At 71.0% G+C, this 18,007-nt stretch carries 20 protein-coding genes and 1 pseudogene; 16 read left to right on the top strand and 5 right to left on the bottom strand.

The window, feature by feature from the left end; genetic code table 11:
• Positions 1-56: 56 nt before the first annotated feature.
• On the top strand, positions 57-1,343 hold the full coding sequence (locus K1T34_RS47025) for an MFS transporter (RefSeq protein WP_220241283.1): 1,287 nt from the start codon (positions 57-59) through the stop codon (positions 1,341-1,343).
• 30 nt (positions 1,344-1,373) lie between these two features.
• Here K1T34_RS47025 and K1T34_RS47020 read toward each other — a convergent pair whose 3' ends face one another.
• From K1T34_RS47020 to K1T34_RS47005, 4 genes are read right to left on the bottom strand one after another with little or no spacing between them, the layout of a single operon-like run.
• Complete coding sequence (locus K1T34_RS47020; RefSeq protein ID WP_220241282.1) at positions 1,374-1,631, bottom strand: hypothetical protein; 258 nt, start codon at positions 1,629-1,631, stop codon at positions 1,374-1,376.
• A 54-nt stretch (positions 1,632-1,685) separates the two neighbouring features.
• Positions 1,686-4,040 carry an aerobic carbon-monoxide dehydrogenase large subunit gene (locus tag K1T34_RS47015; RefSeq protein ID WP_220241281.1) on the bottom strand — a complete coding sequence of 785 codons (2,355 nt, stop codon included), beginning with the start codon at positions 4,038-4,040 and terminating at the stop codon, positions 1,686-1,688.
• Positions 4,037-4,510: a (2Fe-2S)-binding protein gene (locus K1T34_RS47010; protein WP_220241280.1), complete on the bottom strand. Its 474-nt coding sequence runs from the start codon at positions 4,508-4,510 to the stop codon at positions 4,037-4,039. The genes K1T34_RS47015 and K1T34_RS47010 overlap by 4 nt, the downstream gene beginning before the upstream one ends.
• A 5-nt stretch (positions 4,511-4,515) precedes the next feature.
• On the bottom strand, positions 4,516-5,382 hold the full coding sequence (locus K1T34_RS47005; protein ID WP_220241279.1) for a xanthine dehydrogenase family protein subunit M: 867 nt from the start codon (positions 5,380-5,382) through the stop codon (positions 4,516-4,518).
• 288 nt (positions 5,383-5,670) lie between these two features.
• Here K1T34_RS47005 and K1T34_RS47000 point away from each other — a divergent pair, with 288 nt between their 5' ends.
• From K1T34_RS47000 to K1T34_RS46950, 11 genes are read left to right on the top strand one after another with little or no spacing between them, the layout of a single operon-like run.
• Entirely contained in the window at positions 5,671-5,907 is a 237-nt protein-coding gene (locus K1T34_RS47000) for a hypothetical protein (RefSeq protein ID WP_220241278.1), read from the top strand.
• Positions 5,908-5,917: 10 nt separating this feature from the next.
• The gene (locus K1T34_RS46995; RefSeq protein ID WP_220241277.1) at positions 5,918-6,784 is read left to right on the top strand and encodes a xanthine dehydrogenase family protein subunit M; all 867 of its coding nucleotides are present in this window, start codon (positions 5,918-5,920) and stop codon (positions 6,782-6,784) included.
• On the top strand, positions 6,781-7,299 hold the full coding sequence (locus tag K1T34_RS46990; protein WP_220241276.1) for a (2Fe-2S)-binding protein: 519 nt from the start codon (positions 6,781-6,783) through the stop codon (positions 7,297-7,299). The genes K1T34_RS46995 and K1T34_RS46990 overlap by 4 nt, the downstream gene beginning before the upstream one ends.
• A 10-nt stretch (positions 7,300-7,309) precedes the next feature.
• The gene (locus K1T34_RS46985) at positions 7,310-9,700 is read left to right on the top strand and encodes an aerobic carbon-monoxide dehydrogenase large subunit (protein WP_220241275.1); all 2,391 of its coding nucleotides are present in this window, start codon (positions 7,310-7,312) and stop codon (positions 9,698-9,700) included.
• Positions 9,701-9,719: 19 nt separating this feature from the next.
• Positions 9,720-10,643 (top strand): XdhC family protein, encoded by a 924-nt coding sequence (locus K1T34_RS46980; protein ID WP_220241274.1) that lies wholly within the window; start codon positions 9,720-9,722, stop codon positions 10,641-10,643.
• Positions 10,637-11,218 (top strand): SRPBCC family protein, encoded by a 582-nt coding sequence (locus K1T34_RS46975; RefSeq protein ID WP_220241273.1) that lies wholly within the window; start codon positions 10,637-10,639, stop codon positions 11,216-11,218. Before K1T34_RS46980 ends, K1T34_RS46975 begins: the two co-directional genes overlap by 7 nt.
• Positions 11,219-11,228: 10 nt before the next feature.
• Positions 11,229-11,483 carry a hypothetical protein gene (locus K1T34_RS46970; RefSeq protein WP_220241272.1) on the top strand — a complete coding sequence of 85 codons (255 nt, stop codon included), beginning with the start codon at positions 11,229-11,231 and terminating at the stop codon, positions 11,481-11,483.
• 12 nt (positions 11,484-11,495) lie between these two features.
• Positions 11,496-11,723, top strand: a complete 228-nt coding sequence (locus tag K1T34_RS46965; protein WP_220241271.1) for a hypothetical protein — start codon at positions 11,496-11,498, stop codon at positions 11,721-11,723.
• 13 nt (positions 11,724-11,736) lie between these two features.
• Positions 11,737-11,979, top strand: coding sequence for a hypothetical protein (locus K1T34_RS46960; RefSeq protein WP_255638069.1), 243 nt, complete (start codon positions 11,737-11,739; stop codon positions 11,977-11,979).
• A gap of 5 nt (positions 11,980-11,984) precedes the next feature.
• On the top strand, positions 11,985-12,260 hold the full coding sequence (locus K1T34_RS46955; protein ID WP_220241270.1) for a hypothetical protein: 276 nt from the start codon (positions 11,985-11,987) through the stop codon (positions 12,258-12,260).
• Positions 12,257-12,616 (top strand): hypothetical protein, encoded by a 360-nt coding sequence (locus K1T34_RS46950; RefSeq protein WP_255638068.1) that lies wholly within the window; start codon positions 12,257-12,259, stop codon positions 12,614-12,616. Before K1T34_RS46955 ends, K1T34_RS46950 begins: the two co-directional genes overlap by 4 nt.
• Positions 12,617-12,750: 134 nt before the next feature.
• Here the strand turns inward: K1T34_RS46950 and K1T34_RS46945 are convergent, their stop codons facing one another.
• Positions 12,751-13,107, bottom strand: a complete 357-nt coding sequence (locus tag K1T34_RS46945) for a hypothetical protein (protein ID WP_255638067.1) — start codon at positions 13,105-13,107, stop codon at positions 12,751-12,753.
• Here K1T34_RS46945 and K1T34_RS54165 point away from each other — a divergent pair.
• The 4 genes and pseudogenes from K1T34_RS54165 to K1T34_RS46925 form a co-directional block, all read left to right on the top strand.
• Positions 13,001-13,816: pseudogene (locus tag K1T34_RS54165) on the top strand (cytochrome ubiquinol oxidase subunit I); the annotation flags it as partial. The gene K1T34_RS46945 and the pseudogene K1T34_RS54165 sit on opposite strands and share 107 nt — an antisense overlap.
• A gap of 43 nt (positions 13,817-13,859) precedes the next feature.
• Positions 13,860-14,657, top strand: a complete 798-nt coding sequence (locus K1T34_RS46935; RefSeq protein WP_220241269.1) for a cytochrome d ubiquinol oxidase subunit II — start codon at positions 13,860-13,862, stop codon at positions 14,655-14,657.
• A 104-nt stretch (positions 14,658-14,761) separates the two neighbouring features.
• Positions 14,762-16,621 carry a glycoside hydrolase family 15 protein gene (locus K1T34_RS46930; protein WP_220241268.1) on the top strand — a complete coding sequence of 620 codons (1,860 nt, stop codon included), beginning with the start codon at positions 14,762-14,764 and terminating at the stop codon, positions 16,619-16,621.
• On the top strand, positions 16,618-17,961 hold the full coding sequence (locus tag K1T34_RS46925) for an NAD(P)/FAD-dependent oxidoreductase (protein ID WP_220241267.1): 1,344 nt from the start codon (positions 16,618-16,620) through the stop codon (positions 17,959-17,961). Before K1T34_RS46930 ends, K1T34_RS46925 begins: the two co-directional genes overlap by 4 nt.
• The last annotated feature ends 46 nt before the right edge of the window (positions 17,962-18,007 follow it).

The raw sequence follows: 18,007 nt of genomic DNA, 5'->3' as shown, positions 1-18,007 counted from the left end.
CCCCTCGACCTGCGCGGACTATGCTCGCCGGGTTGATCAACGGGGGAGAGGACGGGATGGCTGAGCAGGTCCTGGTGCGCGGCGAGCAGGTGCGCCGCGTCGCGGTGGCGAGCGCGATCGGCACGACGATCGAGTGGTACGACTACTTCATCTACAGCACCGCCACCGCGCTGGTGTTCAACAAGTTGTTCTTCCCGTCGCTCTCCCCGGCGTCGGGCACGCTGGCGGCGTTCGCGACGCTCGGCGTGGGCTTCGTCGCGCGGCCCCTGGGCGGGATCGTGTGGGGCCACTTCGGCGACCGGGTCGGGCGGAAGGCGATGCTGGTCGCATCGCTCGTCCTGATGGGGCTCGCGACGGCCGCGGTCGGGGTACTGCCCACGTTCGCGCAGGCCGGCGTGCTCGCGCCCGTGCTGCTGGTGGTGCTGCGCGTGCTGCAGGGCATCTCGGCCGGCGGCGAGTGGGGTGGCGCCGCGCTGATGGCCGTCGAGCACGCACCGGCGGGCCGGCGCGGGCGGTACGGTTCGTTCTCCCAGATCGGCGTGCCCGCCGGGCTGATCATCGCGCAGCTGGTGTTCTTCGCGGTGACGAGCTCCCTGTCACCGGAGGAATTCCGGTCGTGGGGCTGGCGCGTGCCGTTCCTGGTCAGTCTCGTGCTGGTCGTCGTGGGCCTGGTGATCCGCTTGCGCGTGGCCGAAAGTCCCGTGTTCGCGCGGCTGCGGGAGACCGGCGAACGCAGCCGCGTGCCGATCGTCGACGTGCTGCGCCGCCGCCCGCGTGAGGTGACCGTGGCGGCGCTCAGCTTCATCGCCAACACCGCGCTGGGCTACGTCTTCTTCGCGTACCTGTTGTCCTACGGCACTTCCGTGCTGAAGCTGAGCAGCACCACGATGCTGGTGGAGATCATCGTCGGCAGTGTCGTGTGGCTCGTGAGCATCATCGCGGGCGCGATCTGGTCGGACCGCGTCGGGCGAAAACGGGTGTACCTCGTGGGTTCGGTGCTGCTCGTCGTGTGGTCGATCCCGTTCTTCCTGCTCGTCGACACGCGCCAGCCGTGGCTGCTCGGGGTCGCGGTGGTCGTGCTGAACCTCGGCCTGGGCGCGACGTACGGGCCGCAGTCGGCGCTGTTCGCGGAGCTGTTCGAGCCGCGCTACCGCTACAGCGGCGCCTCGTTCGCGTACGCCGTGGGCGCGGTCCTCGGTGGTGGTTTCGCGCCCCTGATCGCGACGGCGCTGCAGACGTCGACCGGCACGTCGCTGTCGGTGTCGCTGTACATGGTGGCGGTCGCGCTGATCAGTCTCGGTGCGGTGATCGCGTTTCCGCGCTCGCCGGTCACCACAGGCTGAGCCCGACGGCGGCGGCCAAGGTGGTGTTCCTCAGGCGGCGGAGTTCAGGTCGTCCAGCGCCTGTGCCCCGGCCGGCGTGAGCTCGGCCGGCACCCAGCGCCCGGGAGCGACTTCCCGCACCGGCCGGACGAGCCCGGCGTGCGTGAGCGCGTGCGCGGTGGGCTGGTCGGAGCAGAGCAGGCCGTCGATCCGCAGGTCGGGTTCCCTGCCGGCGCCGAGCTCGGCGCGACCCGCCGCGACGGCGCGCAACAGAGCGAGCGCCCGGCCGTTGAGCGGTGTCGTCGTCATGGCGATTCCTTTCCGCGTCCCTCACCTCGAACACGGATCTGCGGCCCCGCGGGTTCACCCCGCCCAGGAGATGGCCAGGTCAGCTCGCAGCGGTGAGCCGCGCATCGCCCGCCAGACCGCGGCCGGCGTCAGCGGCATGTCGGCGTGGCGCACCCCGAACGGGGCCAGCGCATCGACCACCGCGTTGACCACGGCCGCGGGCGAGCCGACGGTCGCGGACTCGCCGATGCCCTTCGCGCCGATGGGGTGGTGCGGCGAGGGCGTGACGGTCTCGCCGAGCTCCCAGGACGGGCACTCCAAAGCCGTGGGCAGCAGGTAGTCCATGAAGGAGCCGCCGAGGTGGTTTCCGTCGGTGTCGAACGCCATCAGCTCCATCAGCGCCATCCCGATGCCGTCGGCGAGGCCACGGTGCACCTGGCCCGCGACGATCATCGGGTTGATCCGCACGCCGCAGTCGTCCACGGCGATGAAGCGGCGCACGCGCACCTGGCCGGTGTCCGCGTCGACGTCGACCACGCACAGGTACGCGCCGAAGGGATACGTGAGGTTCGGCGGGCTGTACACGGCGCTCGCGTCGAGCTGTCCCTCCACGCCGTCGGGCAACGCCAGGTCGGAGTGGGCGGCCAACGCGATCTCGCGGATGGTGTGCCCACGGCCGGGGACACCGCGCACGAACCAGCGCCCGCGTTCCCACTCGAGGTCGTCCGGGCTCACCTCGAGCATCGCCGACGCGACCTGCCGCGCGCGTTCGCGCACCTTTCGCGCCACCGTGACGGCGGCCGCGCCCGACACCGGCGTCGAACGCGAGCCATAGGTGCCGAGGCCGAACGGCGTGTTGTCGGTGTCGCCCTGCACGACCTCGACCTCGTCGGGAGGGATGCCGAGCTCGGCCGACACGAGCTGCGCGAACGTCGTCTCGTGGCCCTGGCCCTGCGACATGCAGGACAGGCGCAGCACGGCCGAGCCGGACGGGTGCACGCGCAGCTCGGCGCCGTCGGCCATGCCGAAGCCGAGGATGTCCATGTGCTCGCGCGGGCCGGCGCCCACGGCCTCGGTGAAGAAGCTCAGCCCGAGGCCCATCAGCTCGCCGCGGGCGCGTTTCTCGGCCTGCTCCCGGCGTAGCTCGTCGTAGCCCGCGATCTCCTTCAGCAGCGTCAGTGCGCGCGGATAGTCGCCCGAGTCGTACTGCCAGCCCGTGGCGCACGTGTACGGGAACTGCTCGGGCCGCAGCAGGTTGCGCATGCGCAGCTCCGCCGGGTCGAGCCCCAGCTCACGCGCGAGGACGTCCATCATCCGCTCGACCACGTACACGGCCTCGGTGATCCGGAACGAGCACGCGTACGCGACGCCGCCGGGCGCCTTGTTCGTGTACACGCCGGTGACCGAGCAGAACGCGGCCGGCAGGTCGTAGGAGCCGGTGAACACGTGGAAGAACCCGGCGGGGAACTTCGCGGGCTGTGCGGTGCCGTTGAACGCGCCGTGGTCGGCGAGCACGCGCACGCGCAGCCCGAGCAGCCGGCCGTCGCGCGTCGCCGCGATCTCGCCGCGCATGTGGTAGTCGCGGGCGAACGACGTGCTCATCAGGTTCTCCGACCGGTCTTCGGTCCACTTCACCGGCCGCCCGGTGACCATCGAACCGACCACCGCGCACAGGTACCCCGGGTACATCCCGACCTTGTTGCCGAAACCGCCGCCGATGTCGGGCGCGACGATGCGGATCCGGTGCTCGGGCAGGCCGGTGATCCGCGAGTACAGGATCCGGTGCGCGTGCGGCGCCTGCGCCGTGGCCCACACCGTGAGCTTGCCGGTGATCGCGTCGATGTCGGCCACGGCGCCGCACGTCTCCAGCGGCGCCGGGTGCACGCGTGGGTAGAGCATGTCCTGCCGGGCCACCACGTCCGCTTTCGCGAACGCGGCTTCCGTCGCTTCCTCGTCGCCGGAGGACCAGTCGAACACGTGGTTGTCGGCCTTGCCGAGGTCGTCGCGGATCACGGCGGCGCCGGCGGCGAGCGCGGCCGGCGCGTCGACGACCACCGGCAGCGGCTCGTATTCGACGTCGATCAGCTCGAGTGCGTCTCTTGCCGCGTACCGATCTTCGGCGACGACGAACGCGATCTCCTGGCCCTGGAACCGGACCTTGTCGGTGGCCAGCACGGCCTGTACGTCGTGCGAGAGCGTCGGCATCCACGCCATCCCGCGTTCGGCCAGGTCTTTCCCGGTGAGCACGGCGCGGACCTTGGGGTGCGCCTCGGCCGCGCTGGTGTCCACCGACACGAGGCGCGCGTGGGCGTGCGGGCTGCGCAGGATCGCGCCGTGCAGCATCCCGGGCAGCACGAAGTCGTCGAGGAACGTGCCGCGTCCGCGCACGAAGCGCGCGTCTTCCTTGCGGGGCAGCGAACCGTAGGTCATGGGGCTTCCCCGTCCGGGTGCTCGGCCGCCCACCGGATCGAGCGGACGATGTTCTCGTAACCGGTGCAGCGGCACAGCTGCCCGGAGATCGCTTCGCGGATCACGTCTTCGCTCGGATCCGGGTCGCGGTCGAGCAGCCAGCGCGCGGTCATCAGCATCCCCGGCGTGCAGAAGCCGCACTGGATCCCGTGGCACGCCACGAAACCTTGCTGCACGGGGTCGAGCTGCGCGCCGTGGCCGAGGTCCTCGACGGTGCGCACCCGCTTGCCGTCGGCCATCACCGCCAGCACTGTGCACGACTTCACCGGCAGGTCGTCGAGCCACACCACGCAGGTGCCGCAGTTGGAGGTGTCGCAGCCCCAGTGCGTGCCGGTGAGCCCGAGGTCGTCGCGCAGGAGGTGCACGAGCAGCAGGCGCGGCTCGACCGTGCGGCGGTGGGGTTCGCCGTTGACCGTCACCGTGATCTCCACGCCCGTCAGCCTCCGGCCCGTTCCGCCGCCCGGTGCAACGCCCGTGTGGTGAGCGTGGCGACGAGGTGGCGTTTGTAGTCCGCCGGGCCGCGCTGGTCGGCGGCGGGGGAGCAGTGCTCGGCCGCGATGACCCCGGCCTTCTCGAAGCGTTCCGCCGAAGCGGCGCCACCGCGCAGGAAATCCTCTGCCTCGGCCGCGACGAACCGCGGCGCGCCGACCGCGGTGAGCCCGATGCCGGCCTCGCCCACGTCGTCGCCTTCGAGCACGAGCTCGGCCCCGGCGGCCGCCACCGCCCAGTCACCCGCCCGGCGGCCGACCTTCGCGTACGCGCTGCCGCTGCCCTCGCGGATCGGCAGTCGCAGCTCCACGAGCAGCTCGGCGGGACCGACGACCGTGCTGTAGGGCCCGGTGAAAAACTCGCGCACGGGCACGGTTCGCGTGCCTTCCTCCCCGCGGATCACGGCGTTGGCCCGCACGGCGGCGAAGGCGGCCGACAGGTCCTCCGACGGGTCGGCCTGGCACAGCGAACCCCCGATCGTGCCGCGGTTGCGCACGATCGGGTCGGCGATCACGCGCTCGGCGTCGGCCAGAACCGGGAACAGCGCGCCGGCCTCGGCCGAGGCCAGCAGCTCCGCGTGCCGCACCAGCGCGCCGATGCGCAGCTCGCCGTCGGCGACCTCGATCCCGGACAGCTCGGTGAGCTCGTTGACGTCCACGAGCGCTTCGGGCCGGGCCAGGCGCAGCTTCATCATCGGGATCAGGCTGTGCCCGCCTGCGATCACGCGGCTTTCCGGACCGTACTTGGCCAGCAGCGCCAGCGCGTGCTCGACACTCGTGGCCCGCTCGTACTCGAACTGCGCCGGCACCTGCATGACGGTCGATCGTCCCCGCCGCGCGGGCCCGCCGCAACAGCGGATTAACCGATGACCTACTGCGCCGTTGGTTACCAATCCGACCACAGCCACGGCTCCGAGCTTTCGTAGCAACGGTTACGTCATGCCCGGGGTCTGCCTACTTTTGGTCGGATTGGCAACAGGTATATGCACCGGTTCCGCCCAGCTCGGCGCGGGGTTAAGCAAAGGGTTAATCGCGGATTGTCGCGTCCGTGGTCCGGGTGGAGCATCACAGCAGCTGACCAACGGCGGAAGCAGGTGCGCGTCATGCGGATCGAGTCCGACGGGCACAGCCGCGGCAACCCCCGGCTGTTCGAGCTCGTCGAGGACGCACCGAAGCAGGGCCCGGGCCCGACCGTGTGGGCGTGGCCCGACCTCGTGGACTTCCTGAAGGTGGCGGGCCGCCCGGTCGCCGGGCCGTGGCCACCGCACCAACGGCCTCGGCCGGACCCGGAAGAGGACACGCTGCCCACGGCCGTGGCCGAACCTCCCGAGAACGCCTGAGGAGGCCCGCGTGTACCCGTCCCGGTTCCGCTACGAAGCACCGCGTTCCCTGCCCGAGGCGCTTGACCTGCTGCGCACGGGCGGCGACGAGGCCAAGGTCCTCGCCGGTGGGCAGAGCCTGGTACCACTGATGAAGCTGCGTTTTGCCGCACCCGCGCTCGTCGTCGACATCAACAACGTCCCCGGCCTCGCCCACCACGAGCTCGACGCCGAGGGCAACCTCCACGTCGGCGCGCTGTGCCGGCACGCCGATCTCGAACGCTCGCAGCTGCTCAAGTCCGTGCAGCCCACGATGGCCGCCGCGGCGCCGCTGATCGCCGATCCCATCGTGCGCAACCGCGGCACGCTGGTCGGTTCGCTGTGCCACGCCGATCCCCAGGGCGACTGGGCTTCGGTGGTGCTGGCGCTGGACGGGTCGATCGTCGCGCAAGGGCCCGCCGGCCGGCGCCGCATCGCCGCGCGCGACTTCGTGCTCGGCCCGTTCCAGAACGCGCTGGCGCCCGACGAGATCGCCGTGGAGGCTGTCATTCCCGCACCCCGCGGTACACCCGCGGGCGGTTACCTCAAGCTGGAACGGCGGGTCGGCGACTTCGCGACGGTCGGCGTCGCCGTGGCGGTGGAGACGCAGGCCGGCACGGTCACCCGCGCCGGCATCGCCCTCACCGGCGTCGGCGGTTCGACGATCGAAGCCACCGACGCCGAGCACGCGCTCGTGGGCGGCCCGCTGACGCCGGACAGCGTGGCGGAAGCCGCGGACCTGGCCGCCGCGGCGGCCCGCCCGAAGACCGACCACCGCGGCACGGCCGAGTTCAAGCGGCACGTGGTGCGCACGTTCGTGGTGCGCGCGCTGGGCCGCACCGGGGAGGAAGCGGCATGACGAGCGTCCACGAGATCCACGAGGAAACCACCGGCGACGTCCCGATCCGCCGGATCACGGTCACGGTCAACGGCGAGCGCCGCGTGGTCGAGTGCGAACCGCGGCTGCTGCTCGCGCACCTGTTGCGCCAGGGCCTGCGCCTCACGGGCACGCACATGGGCTGCGACACCACCAACTGCGGCGCGTGCACCGTGCTCGTCGACGGCCGCGCGGTGAAGTCGTGCACGATGCTCGCGGTGCAGGCCGACGGGCACGAGGTCACCACGGTCGAGGGGCTCGCCACGGCGAGCGAGCTGCACCCGCTGCAGGAGGGCTTCCGCGAGGAACACGGCCTGCAGTGCGGCTTCTGCACGCCGGGGATGATGCTCTCGGCCAAGGCCCTGCTCGACGAGAACCCGGATCCGTCCGAAGAGGACGTCCGCTGGGCGCTGTCGGGGAACCTGTGCCGCTGCACGGGCTACCAGAACATCGTGAAGTCGGTGCTGTGGGCCGCCGCCAAGCTGCGGTCCGAATAGGAGGCTCGACGTGTCGCAGGCGTTGGACGAGAACAAGATCGGCGGGCTCGGCGTCAGCCGCAAGCGGGTGGAGGATAACCGGTTCATCCGCGGGCGCGGGAACTACACCGACGACATCGTGCTGCCCGGCATGCTGCACATGGAGATCCTGCGCAGCCCGCTCGCGCACGCGCGGATCAAGTCGATCGACACCAGCCGCGCATGGGAGATCCCGGGGGTGCGGCTCGTGCTCACCGGCGAGATGGCCGCGACCCGCAACCTCGCGTGGATGCCCACGCTCTCCTACGACACCCAGGCCGTGCTCGCCACGGACAAGGTGCGGTTCCAGGGCCAGGAAGTCGCGTGTGTCGTCGCCGACGACCCCTACATCGCCAAGGACGCGTGCGAGGCCATCGATGTCGAGTACGAACCGCTGCCCGTGATCGTGAACCCCGGCCAGGCCGTGGCCGAGGGCGCGCCGCTGATCCGCGACGACAAGGCGGGTCAGGCCGACAACGTCGTCTACCGCTGGGAAGTCGGCGACCAGACCGGCACGGACGCGGCGTTCGAGAAGGCCGACGTGGTCTCGAAACTGCGGCTGCACTACCCGCGTTCGCACCCCTCGCCGATCGAGTGCTGCGGCTCCGTGGCCGACTTCGACCGCGCGACGCAGAAGCTCACCGTGTACATGACCACGCAGGCGCCGCACATCATCCGGGCCGCCGTCGCGATGGTCGCCGAGCTGCCCGAGCACCTGATCCGCATCGTCTCGCCGGACATCGGCGGCGGCTTCGGCAACAAGGTGCCCGTGTACCCCGGCTACGTGTGCTCGATCCTGTGCTCGATCCTGCTGGAACGGCCCGTGAAGTGGATCGAGGACAAGACCGGCAACCTGATCTCCACCGGGTTCGCCCGCGACATGTACCTCGACGGCGAGATGGCGTTGCGCGCAGACGGCAAGATCCTCGGCGTCCGCATGCACGCCGAGGCCGACCACGGCGCGTTCTTCGCCGACGCGCAGCCGAGCAAGTTCAAGATCGGGCTGCTGCACTCGACGTTCGCCTGCTACAACGTGCCCGCCGCGCACCTCACCGCGCGCGGCACCTACACCAACAAGGCGCCCGGCGGCGTCGCGTACCGCTGCTCGTTCCGCGTCACCGAGGCGATGTTCTTCCAGGAGCGCATGGTCCACCAAGCCGCGAAAGACCTCGGGCTGGACCCGGCCGAGTTCCGCCGGCGCAACTTCGTGCGCGCCGACGCGTTCCCGCACCGCACGCCGTTCGGGTTCCTCGTGGACTCCGGCCAGCCCGAGGCGTGCCTCGACGTGGGGCTGAAAGCCGTGGGCTACGAGGACTTCCTGCGGCAGAAGGAAGAGGCGCGCAAACGCGGGCGGCGCCTGGGCATCGGGATCTCCACGATGACCGAACCGCTCGGCGCCGGCAACAGCCGCGAGTACGACATCCTCGGCATCAAGATGTTCGACTCGGCCGAGCTGCGCGTGCACATGACCGGCAAGGCGCTGCTTCGGGTCGGGGTGAAGAGCCAGGGGCAGGGTCACGAGACCACGTGGGCCCAGATCGTGAGCCACGAGCTGGGCATCCCGGCCGACGACGTCACGGTGGAGGAGGGCGACACCGACACCGCGCCGTTCGGCATGGGCACCTACGCCTCGCGCAGCACGCCGGTCGCGGGCGCGGCGATCTCCATGGTGTCGCGCAAGATCCGGGCCAAGGCGCGCAAGCTCGCCGCGCACCTGCTCGAAGTGTCCGAAGAGGACCTCGAGTGGGAGCTCGGCCGGTTCTCGGTGCGCGGGGTGCCCGAGCACGGCGTGACCATCCAGGAGTGCGCGATGGCGGCGTACGGCAACATGCCCGACGGCATGGAGCCCGGGCTGGAGAACCACGCCTACTACGACCCGCCGAACCTGACCTGGCCGTTCGCGGTCTACATCGTCACGGTCGAAGTGGACCCCGAGACCGGTGTGTGGGACGTGCTCAACACCGTGGCCGTGGACGACTGCGGCGTGCGCATCAACCCGATGATCGTGGAGGGCCAGATCATGGGCGGGCTCACCGAGGCCTACGCGATGGCGAACATGCAGTTCATCACCTTCGACGCCGAGGGCAACTGCGTCGGCTCGAACTACATGGACTACCTGCTGCCCACCGCGTGGGAGACGCCGGGGTTCGAGCTGCACAGCGAGGTCGTCACGCCGTCACCGCACCACCCGATCGGCGCCAAGGGCGTGGGGGAGTGCGCCGCGGTCGGCGGGCCGGCGGCCTTCGTGAACGCCGTGATGGACGCCCTCGACGACACCGGCGTGCGCAACATCGACATGCCGCTGCTGCCCGACCGCGTGTGGGAAGCGCTGACGCAGCGCCACGACGTGTCCGGTGCGCCGCCCGTGCGGACAGACGACTGAGGTGCCTGAGATGTCTACTATGGACTCATCCGACGGCTGGGACGTCCTCACCCACGCCGGGGAGCTGGCCCGCCGCGGTGAGGCGTTCGCGCTCGCGACCGTGGTGTGGCGCCAGGGCCCGTCGTCGGGCAAGCAGGGCTGCCGCGCGATCATCACGGCCGAGGGCGAGCTGCGCGGGTGGATCGGCGGCGCGTGCGCCGAGCCGGCCGTGATCCGCGAGGCCCGGCAGGCGCTCGTCGAAGGCACGCCCCGGCTGCTGCTGCTCGGTTCGCTGGAGCAGTTCGGCGCGGCGGTGCCCGAAGGCATGACGGTGGTGCCGATCTCGTGCCAGAGCGAGGGCGCGCTGGAGGTCTACATCGAGCCGGTGCAGCCCGTGCCGCACCTGGTGGTGGTCGGGCGCTCGCCGATGGCGCACACGCTGGTGGAGCTGGCGGGTTCGCTCGGCTGGCACGCGCAGCTCGTCGAGCACACGGAGCTGGACGCGGTGACCGAGCGGTCCTTTGTGGTCGTGGCGACGCAGGGGCACCACGACGAAGAGTCGGTGGAGCGAGCCCTCGCCGCACGGCCGGCGTACGTCGGGCTCGTCGGCTCGCGCCGCCGCGGGGCGAGCGTGCTCGGTTACCTCGCCGACCGGGGCGTGCCGGGCGACGAGCTGGACCGCGTGCAGGTGCCGGCCGGGCTGGACCTCGGCAGTGTGTCGCACCGGGAAATCGCCGTGGCGATCCTGGCCGAGCTCGTGCGGATCCGGGCGGCCCGCGGGGTGCCGCCCGGATCGCCGGGGCAGGTCGAGGCCGCGGCCGTCGACCCGGTGTGCGGCATGACCGTGGAGGTCGACGACCCGGTGGTGTTCGAGGGCCACGAGTACAGCTTCTGCTGCGCCGGCTGCCGCGCCGCTTTCCTGCGCGACCCCGGCGCGTACGCCAAGAAGGAGAGCCGATGCTGATCCGCAACCAGTTCGAGGTCGCGCAGCCCGTGGACAAGGTCTGGCGGTTCTTCGACGACGTGCCGGCTGTGGCGACGTGCCTGCCCGGCGCCGAGCTGACCGAGGACCTCGGCGACGAGCACTACCGCGGCCGCGTGGGCGTCCGCCTGGGGCCGGTGTCGCTGAAGTTCGACGGCGTCGCGGCCATCACCTCGCGCGACGAGGACGCCCGCCGGCTCGTGGTCGACGCGAGTGGCGCCGAAGCCCGCGGCCGGGGCCAGGCGGCCATGGTCGTGACGGCGACGCTGGCCCGCGCGGACGTGGGCACCCGCGTCGACTTCGAGCAGGACCTGCAGGTGTCCGGCGCCGCCGCGCAGTACGGGCGGGGCATGATCGCCGACGTCTCGTCGGTGCTGATGCGCCAGTTCGCCCTCAACGTGCAGGAGGCCATCGCGCGCGCCGAACGCGGGGAGGCGGCGGCGCGCCACGCGGCGGCCCCGGCCCGCGGGTTCACGATCGGCCTGCAGGCGACGCTCATGGCGCTCAGGCGCGTGTTCCGCCGGTTCTTCGCGCCCTACCCGAGCACCCCGGCCTGAGGAGGCAACCGTGGTCCTGTGGTGGATCGGCAACGCCGTGCTGCTGTTCGTGGTGCTGCCCGTGGTGATCGCCCTGCTCAACCGCGTGCTGGCCGCCGTCGAGCGGATCCGCGCCGCGGCCGACGACATCCTCGTGGGCGGCGTGCGCCTCGCGGGGCAGCTCGAACCCGTCCCGGAGGCGCTCGCGCGCACCGACCGCACCATCGGCGAAGTGGCCGTCGGCGCGACCCGGTACGCCGGCAGCGTCGCGAAACTGCTGGGCTGAAGGAGTTCCGCCATGCCTGCCGCCGCCTGGGCCACCCTGGCCATCAGCGCGCTGATCATCCTGTTCGCCGCCGTCGGCCTGCTCCGCGTGATCCTGCACCTGCGCCACGTCCGCCGCACGCTCGGCAGCGTGCTGGGCGGCGTGCGCGTTATCGCGGAGGAGACCGCGCCCGTGCCCGCCGCGCTGGGCTCGGTCAACGCGAACCTCAAGCCGGTGCGCGACTTCTGCGAGTCGGTGTGAGAGGGGGAGTGTCGTGACCACGGGCTGGATCATCGGGTTTTCGATCGGGGTCGTCATCGTGCTCGTCGTGGTGGCGCTCGTGGTGCCGATCCTGGCGCTCGCGCGCTCCATCGGCCGGGCCGCGCCGCTCATCGACGACGAGCTCAAGGCGGCCGAACGCAACACCGCGCCGCTGGCCGAGCTGCGCACCACCATCGACCACGCCGAGGTCATCGTCGCCGGTCTGCGGCGCGGCCGTGAGCGGCTGGGAGGCTGATCCGGGTGTCCACACAGGACGAGACGTTGTGGTGGATCGCCATCGCCGCCGGGTTCGTGGTGATCCTCGTGGTGGTGGCTCTGCTGAGCCTGCTCATCCGCTACGTGAAGGTGATCGACCGCCGGGTCGCGGGCATCCGCGACACGCTGCACGGCGCCGCCGACAACACGCAGCACACCGACCTGATCCCCGTCACGGCCACGCGCGTCGACGCCGTGCTCGCCGAGGGCCTGCAACACCACCTGTTCCTCGGCCGTGTGCTCGGAAAGGTGAAATCGTGACCACCACCCTGATCGTGCTGACCGTCGTCGACATCGTCTTGCTCATCGCGGGCCTCGCGGTGTACTTGTTCTGGGTCGGCGGCCTGCTCGCCCGCATCGCCACGAACCTGGAGGACTGCGCGGACACCCTGCGGCGCATCAACACCCACGCCGAGGCGATCGTGCCGGGCGTCTCGCACATCAACCGCACGGGCGCGGTGGTGGCCGGCGCGTTGCCGCTGCTGTACGGGATGGCGGAGGAGATCGTGGCGGGCGCGACCTACGCGCCGCCGACGGAGGAACGCCCGCCCGCGCGCCCGGCTTCGGGCACGCGGCGTTCGCGGTTGCACGACGCGGTGGGGTTCGCGTCGCACTGACCCTGTTCGGCGCCGGCGCGGCGGGCCAACGCTTCGCGACAGTCCCGACACCAGCACCTTGACCAGCGCCGCCGCGACGACCTGTCGAATTCGCCATCGTGGAAGCGAGGCCATCCGAACTACCAGGTGATGCGTCAAGCCTGTGAAGCAGAGCTCTCCCGTTCGGCGAGAAACTCGTCGAGCAACTCGAAGAGCACCTCGAGAACATGTGCTTCCTGCTCGGGCGTGAGGACGGTCCCGCCCTGCCGATCCGGAAGGGCGATCTGCTCGATCTGGGCTTGCCAGGCGAGGTTGCGACTGACCTCATGGTTCGCCATCAGCCACTCGCGCCAACCATCCAGGCCAGGCCCGCCGTGTCGGCTGGCAGCGTGGTTATAACCCGCCATGAAGGCAGTCGTTCCGCTGAGCGTCGTCCGGCCGATGAACATGCCGGTGCGCTTGGCGAAGAAGGCGAAGTACTCGCGCTCACTCATCTCGATCAGATTTGTCACCCCCGAATTCTGCCGTGCCGGCTGTCGACTGCGGGCGGCAGCCGCAGTTTCCGCCCCGCCGCGATCGGGGGCATCGCTACAACCGGCGAACCCTCCGAGCGGCTGGGGCCGGTGCACGGGCAAGCGGGCAGGGGTGATCGTGGGCGAGACGTTGACCGGTCTGGCGAACGCGGCCGCCGCCGTGAATCCCGTGCCCTGGGCGCGTTCGCAGATGGCGTTCACGCTCGGGTTCCACATCATCCTGGTGCCGCTCGGGGTGTCGTGGGCGTTCATGACGCTGATCGCGAACTATCGGGCGGTGCGCCGCCACGACCGGGCCGCGCTGGTGCTCGCGCAGCGGTGGTCGAAGTACATGGCCGTGACGTTCGCGGTGGGCGCGGTGACCGGGACCGTGCTGAGTTTCGAGTTCGGGCTGATCTGGCCGCACTTCATGGGGACCTGGGGCGAAGCCTTCGGCGTGCCGTTCGCGTTCGAGGGGCTGTTCTTCTTCACCGAGGCGATCTTCGTCGCGATCTACATCTTCGGCTGGCGCCGGCTGAAACCGTGGACACACTTCTGGACCGGCGTGCCGATCGTCCTCGCCGGGGTGTTCGGCTCGATCTCCGTGGTCGCCGCGAACGCCTGGATGAACGCCCCCTCCGGGTTCACCGCGAACGCGCAGGGCGAGATCGTCGACGTCGACCCGCTCGCGGTGATTTTCAACGACGCGATGCAGCACCGGCCGGTCGACCGTCGTCCAAGGCCTCGACACGATGTTCGTCCCGCTGGCCATCGCGGCCTTCGGGATCGTGTTGCGCGGCGCGAGTTTCGCGTTCCGCAAGACGGTGGTCACCGTGCGCTTCCGGCGGGTCTTCGGTGGCTTGTTCGCCCTCTCGTCGGTGCTCGTGCCCTTCTGCTTCGGCGCGATCGCGGGCGGTATCGCGTCCGGTCGCGTGCCGGCCGGGGGCAAGGCCGGCGACCCGGTGGGCAGCTGGCTCAACCGGACTTCGCTCGTGACAGGTGGGCTGGCGGTCGTGTTGGCGGCCTACCTGGCGGCGGTGTACCTCGTCAGGGACGCACGGCGAGCCGGTGACACCGATCTGGCGGGCTACTTCCGCCGCCGCGCCGTGCTGAGCGCCGTCGCCGCGGCCGTGGTCGCCGTGATCGGCTTCGTCGTCTTGAGCGCCTCGGCTCCGCACGTCTTCGACCGGTTGATCTCGTGGGCGTTGCCCCCTGTCGTGCTCAGCGTCCTGAGCGGGTTCGGTGCCCTGGTGCTGCTGGTCCGCGGCGCGGCCCGCGGCGCGCGCGTGCTCGCCGTCGTCGCGGTCGCCTGCATCATCTTCAGCTGGGGTGTCGCCCAGTGGCCGTACCTGCTGCCGGAGAGCGTCACCGTCTCCGCCGCGGCCGCACCGACCGGAACCCTGATCACGTTGCTGGTCGCCGTGGGACTGGCGGTGCTGATCGTGCTGCCGGGCTTCGTGCTGCTCTACGTGCTTGACCAGCGCCGGCTGCTCCCCGAGGAAGGTGTCGAGGACGCCGCCGACCGGATCGTCGACACCGAGGCCGGCTGAGCCGTACCGCAATCACCTGCGAAAGGTGATTGCCGCGCCGCCCGGTCCATCGATCGTCGAAGCAGGCCCGCGACCTCGCGCGTCACGAATGTGAAGGAGCCCCCGTGAACGCCACGACCTCGCCCTTCCCGCGGATCGCCGACTACGCGTTCCTGTCCGACTGCCACACCGGTGCCCTGGTGGCGCCGGACGGGTCCATCGACTGGCTGTGCGTGCCCGCGTTCGACGCCCCGAGCAGCTTCGGCAACCTGCTCGACCGCGGAGCCGGCTCCTTCCGGTTCGGTCCCTACGGGATCAACGTGCCGACCTCGCGCGCCTACGTGCCGGGTACCAACGTCATGACCACCACCTGGCACACGCCCCGCGGCTGGCTGCTGGTCCACGATGCCCTGACGATGGGCCCCCGGCGCGGCCCCGACACGGTCACGCCCCACACGAGGCCACCCGCCGACAGCGACGCCGACCACCTGCTCGTGCGCACCGTCGAGTGCCTCGAAGGTGAGCTGGAGGTCGAGCTGGTCTGCGAGCCGGCGTTTGACTACGGGCGGGAGCCTGCCGTCTGGACCATCGTCGGCGACGATCACCGCGCCGACGCGACCGGGGCCGGCCAGACCTTCCGGCTGAGCACGGACATGCTCATCGGCATCGAAGGTGGCACCGCGCGGGCTCGGCACGTGCTCACCAAGGGCGACAAGGCGTTCTGCGCGCTGTCGTGGGCCGAGGGGCTGGCCTCGCCGGCCGACGTCGCGGAGGCGCAGGCCCGGATCGACGCGACGGTCCAGTTCTGGCGCAGCTGGCTCTCCCGGGCCCGCATCCCGGACCACCCACTGCGCCTTCCCCTCGAGCGCTCGGCGCTCACCATCAAAGGCCTGACCTACATGCCGACCGGCGCGACGGTCGCGGCCCTGACGACGTCGTTGCCCGAGGCGCCGGGCGGTGAGCGCAACTGGGATTACCGCTACACCTGGATCCGCGACACCACGTTCACACTCCAGGCGCTGCATTACCTGAACCTCGACTGGGAAGCCGGCGACTTCATGCAGTTCGTCGGCGACCTCGAGCCGAACAGCGACGGCGGCCTGCAGATCATGTACGGCATCGACGGACGCCGGGATCTGGCCGAGTCCACTCGCGACGATCTCGGCGGCTACGAAGGCGCCCGGCCGGTCCGCGTCGGGAACGGTGCGTTCGACCAGCGCCAGAACGACGTCTTCGGCGCGGTTCTGGACTCGCTTCTGCTGCACACCGCCAGGAGCAAGCACCTGCCGCGCCGGCTGTGGCCGCTCGTCCAATCGCAGGCAGCGGCCGCGACCGCGGTGTGGCGCGAGCCGGACCAGGGCATCTGGGAGGCTCGCGGCAAGCCGCAGCACTACGTGTCGTCGAAGCTGATGGGCTGGGTGGCGCTCGACCGGGCCGCCAAGCTGGCGAACATCCGCGACGACGGCAAGCTCGAGAGCCAGTGGCGCACGACGGCGGACGAGATCCGCGCGGACATCCTCGAGCACGGCCTGAGCGAACGGGGCGTGTTCCGGCAGCACTACGACACCGACGCGCTGGACGCCTCGACTCTGCTCGCGGCTCTGTTCGGCTTCCTGCCGGGTACCGACGAACGCATGCGCAAGACGGTCGACGCGATCGCCGACGAGCTGACCGAGAACGGCTACGTCCTGCGCTACAAGACCGACGAGACCGACGACGGGCTGTCCGGAAAGGAAGGCACGTTCCTCATCTGCTCGTTCTGGCTGGTCTCCGCGCTGGCGATGGTGGGCGAAATGGACCGGGCGAGCAGCCTGATGGAGCGCCTGCTGCGGATCGCGTCGCCGTTGGGCCTGTACGCGGAGGAGTTCGAAGTCGACCGCGCACGGCACCTGGGCAACTTCCCCCAGGCGTTCTCCCACCTCGCCCTGATCCAGGCGGCGAGCCGGATCATCCTGTCCGACTTCATGGCGGAGCTGTCACTGTGACCGAGCAGCGAACCGGGAACCGGAACGTCGTGGTGCTGGGCGGCGGGCTGGCGGGCGTCGCGTGTGCCCGGCGCCTCGGTGACGAGGGCATCGGGGTGACCCTCGTCGACCGCAACGACTACCACCAGTTCCAGCCACTCCTCTACCAGGTCGCCACTTCGCAGCTGCCCGCGGAAGACATCGCGCGCCCGCACCGGGTGATCTTCCGCGACCACCCGACGGTCGAGATCCGCACCGCGCGCGTCACGGAGCTCGACATCGCGAGCCTCGGCCTGACCTTGTCCGGCGGCGAGAAGATCAGCGGATCACACCTGGTGATCGCGGCCGGCGCGCAGCCCGAGTACTTCGGTGTCCCGGGCGCCGCCGAGCACGCGTTCCCGCTCTACTCGGTGGCGGACGCCGTGCGGCTCCGGCTTCACGTGCAGGACCTGGTGCGGGAGGTCTCGGAAAAACGGCTCGGCGAGGACGCCCTCGACATCGTCGTCGTGGGCGGCGGCCCGACCGGCGTCGAGATCACCGGCGCGCTCACCGAGCTGATGACCGCCCTCGCGGCCATGGAGCGGATCCCGACCTCCGGGCGGATCTTCCTGATCGACCGCGGCAGCAGGCTGCTCGGCGCCTTTTCCCACCGGTCGCACCAGTACGCGCACAAGCGGCTCATCGAGCACGGCGCCGAGCCCCGGCTCGACACGGGAGTCGCGGCGGTGCACGCCGACCGGGTGGAGCTCGACGACGGCACCGCCATCCGCACCCGCACCGTCATCTGGGGCGGCGGCGAGTCGGCGGCCCCCGTGGTGCAGGCCGCCGCCGGCCTCGGGACCGGTCGTGGCGGGCGCGTCGACGTGCTGCCCGACCTGACGGTCGACGGACACCCGGACGTGTACGCGATCGGAGACGCCGCCAACATCCCGGCGCGGAATAAAGGGACGCTGCCGCAACTGGGCTCCGTGGCCCAGCAGTCCGGCGAGTGGGCCGCCGCCAACATCCTGCGCCGGCGAGCCGGACAGCCGGCGAAACCGTTCCACTACAAGGACAAGGGCATCATGGCCATGATCGGCCGCAACGCCGCCGTCGCCGAGGTCGGCAAGCACCGGCACCAGGTCGACGGGCCCCTCGCGTTCGCCGCCTGGCTCGGGGTCCACGCGATGCTGCTGAGCGGGGTGCACAGCAGGGTCGACGCCTTCATGTCGTGGGCGTGGGACTATTTCGAGCGCGACCACGCCGCGATCGTCGAGTGGTCCACGAAACCCCACCGCATCGTCTGGGGAGACGACGAGGCGGACGCTCCGCACATCTCTCTCGACCGAGGCGACTCCACGACGTCGGCCGGCCGTTCCTGAGGCGGACGGCCGACGCGGGAGCACTTCGGGTCGCGACCGGCCACCG

Origin of the sequence: Amycolatopsis sp. DSM 110486 (assembly GCF_019468465.1) — a bacterium.
GTDB lineage: Bacteria > Actinomycetota > Actinomycetes > Mycobacteriales > Pseudonocardiaceae > Amycolatopsis.
Note: the sequence above shows the minus strand (reverse complement) of the source record. Positions and strands in the feature narration are given on the sequence as shown.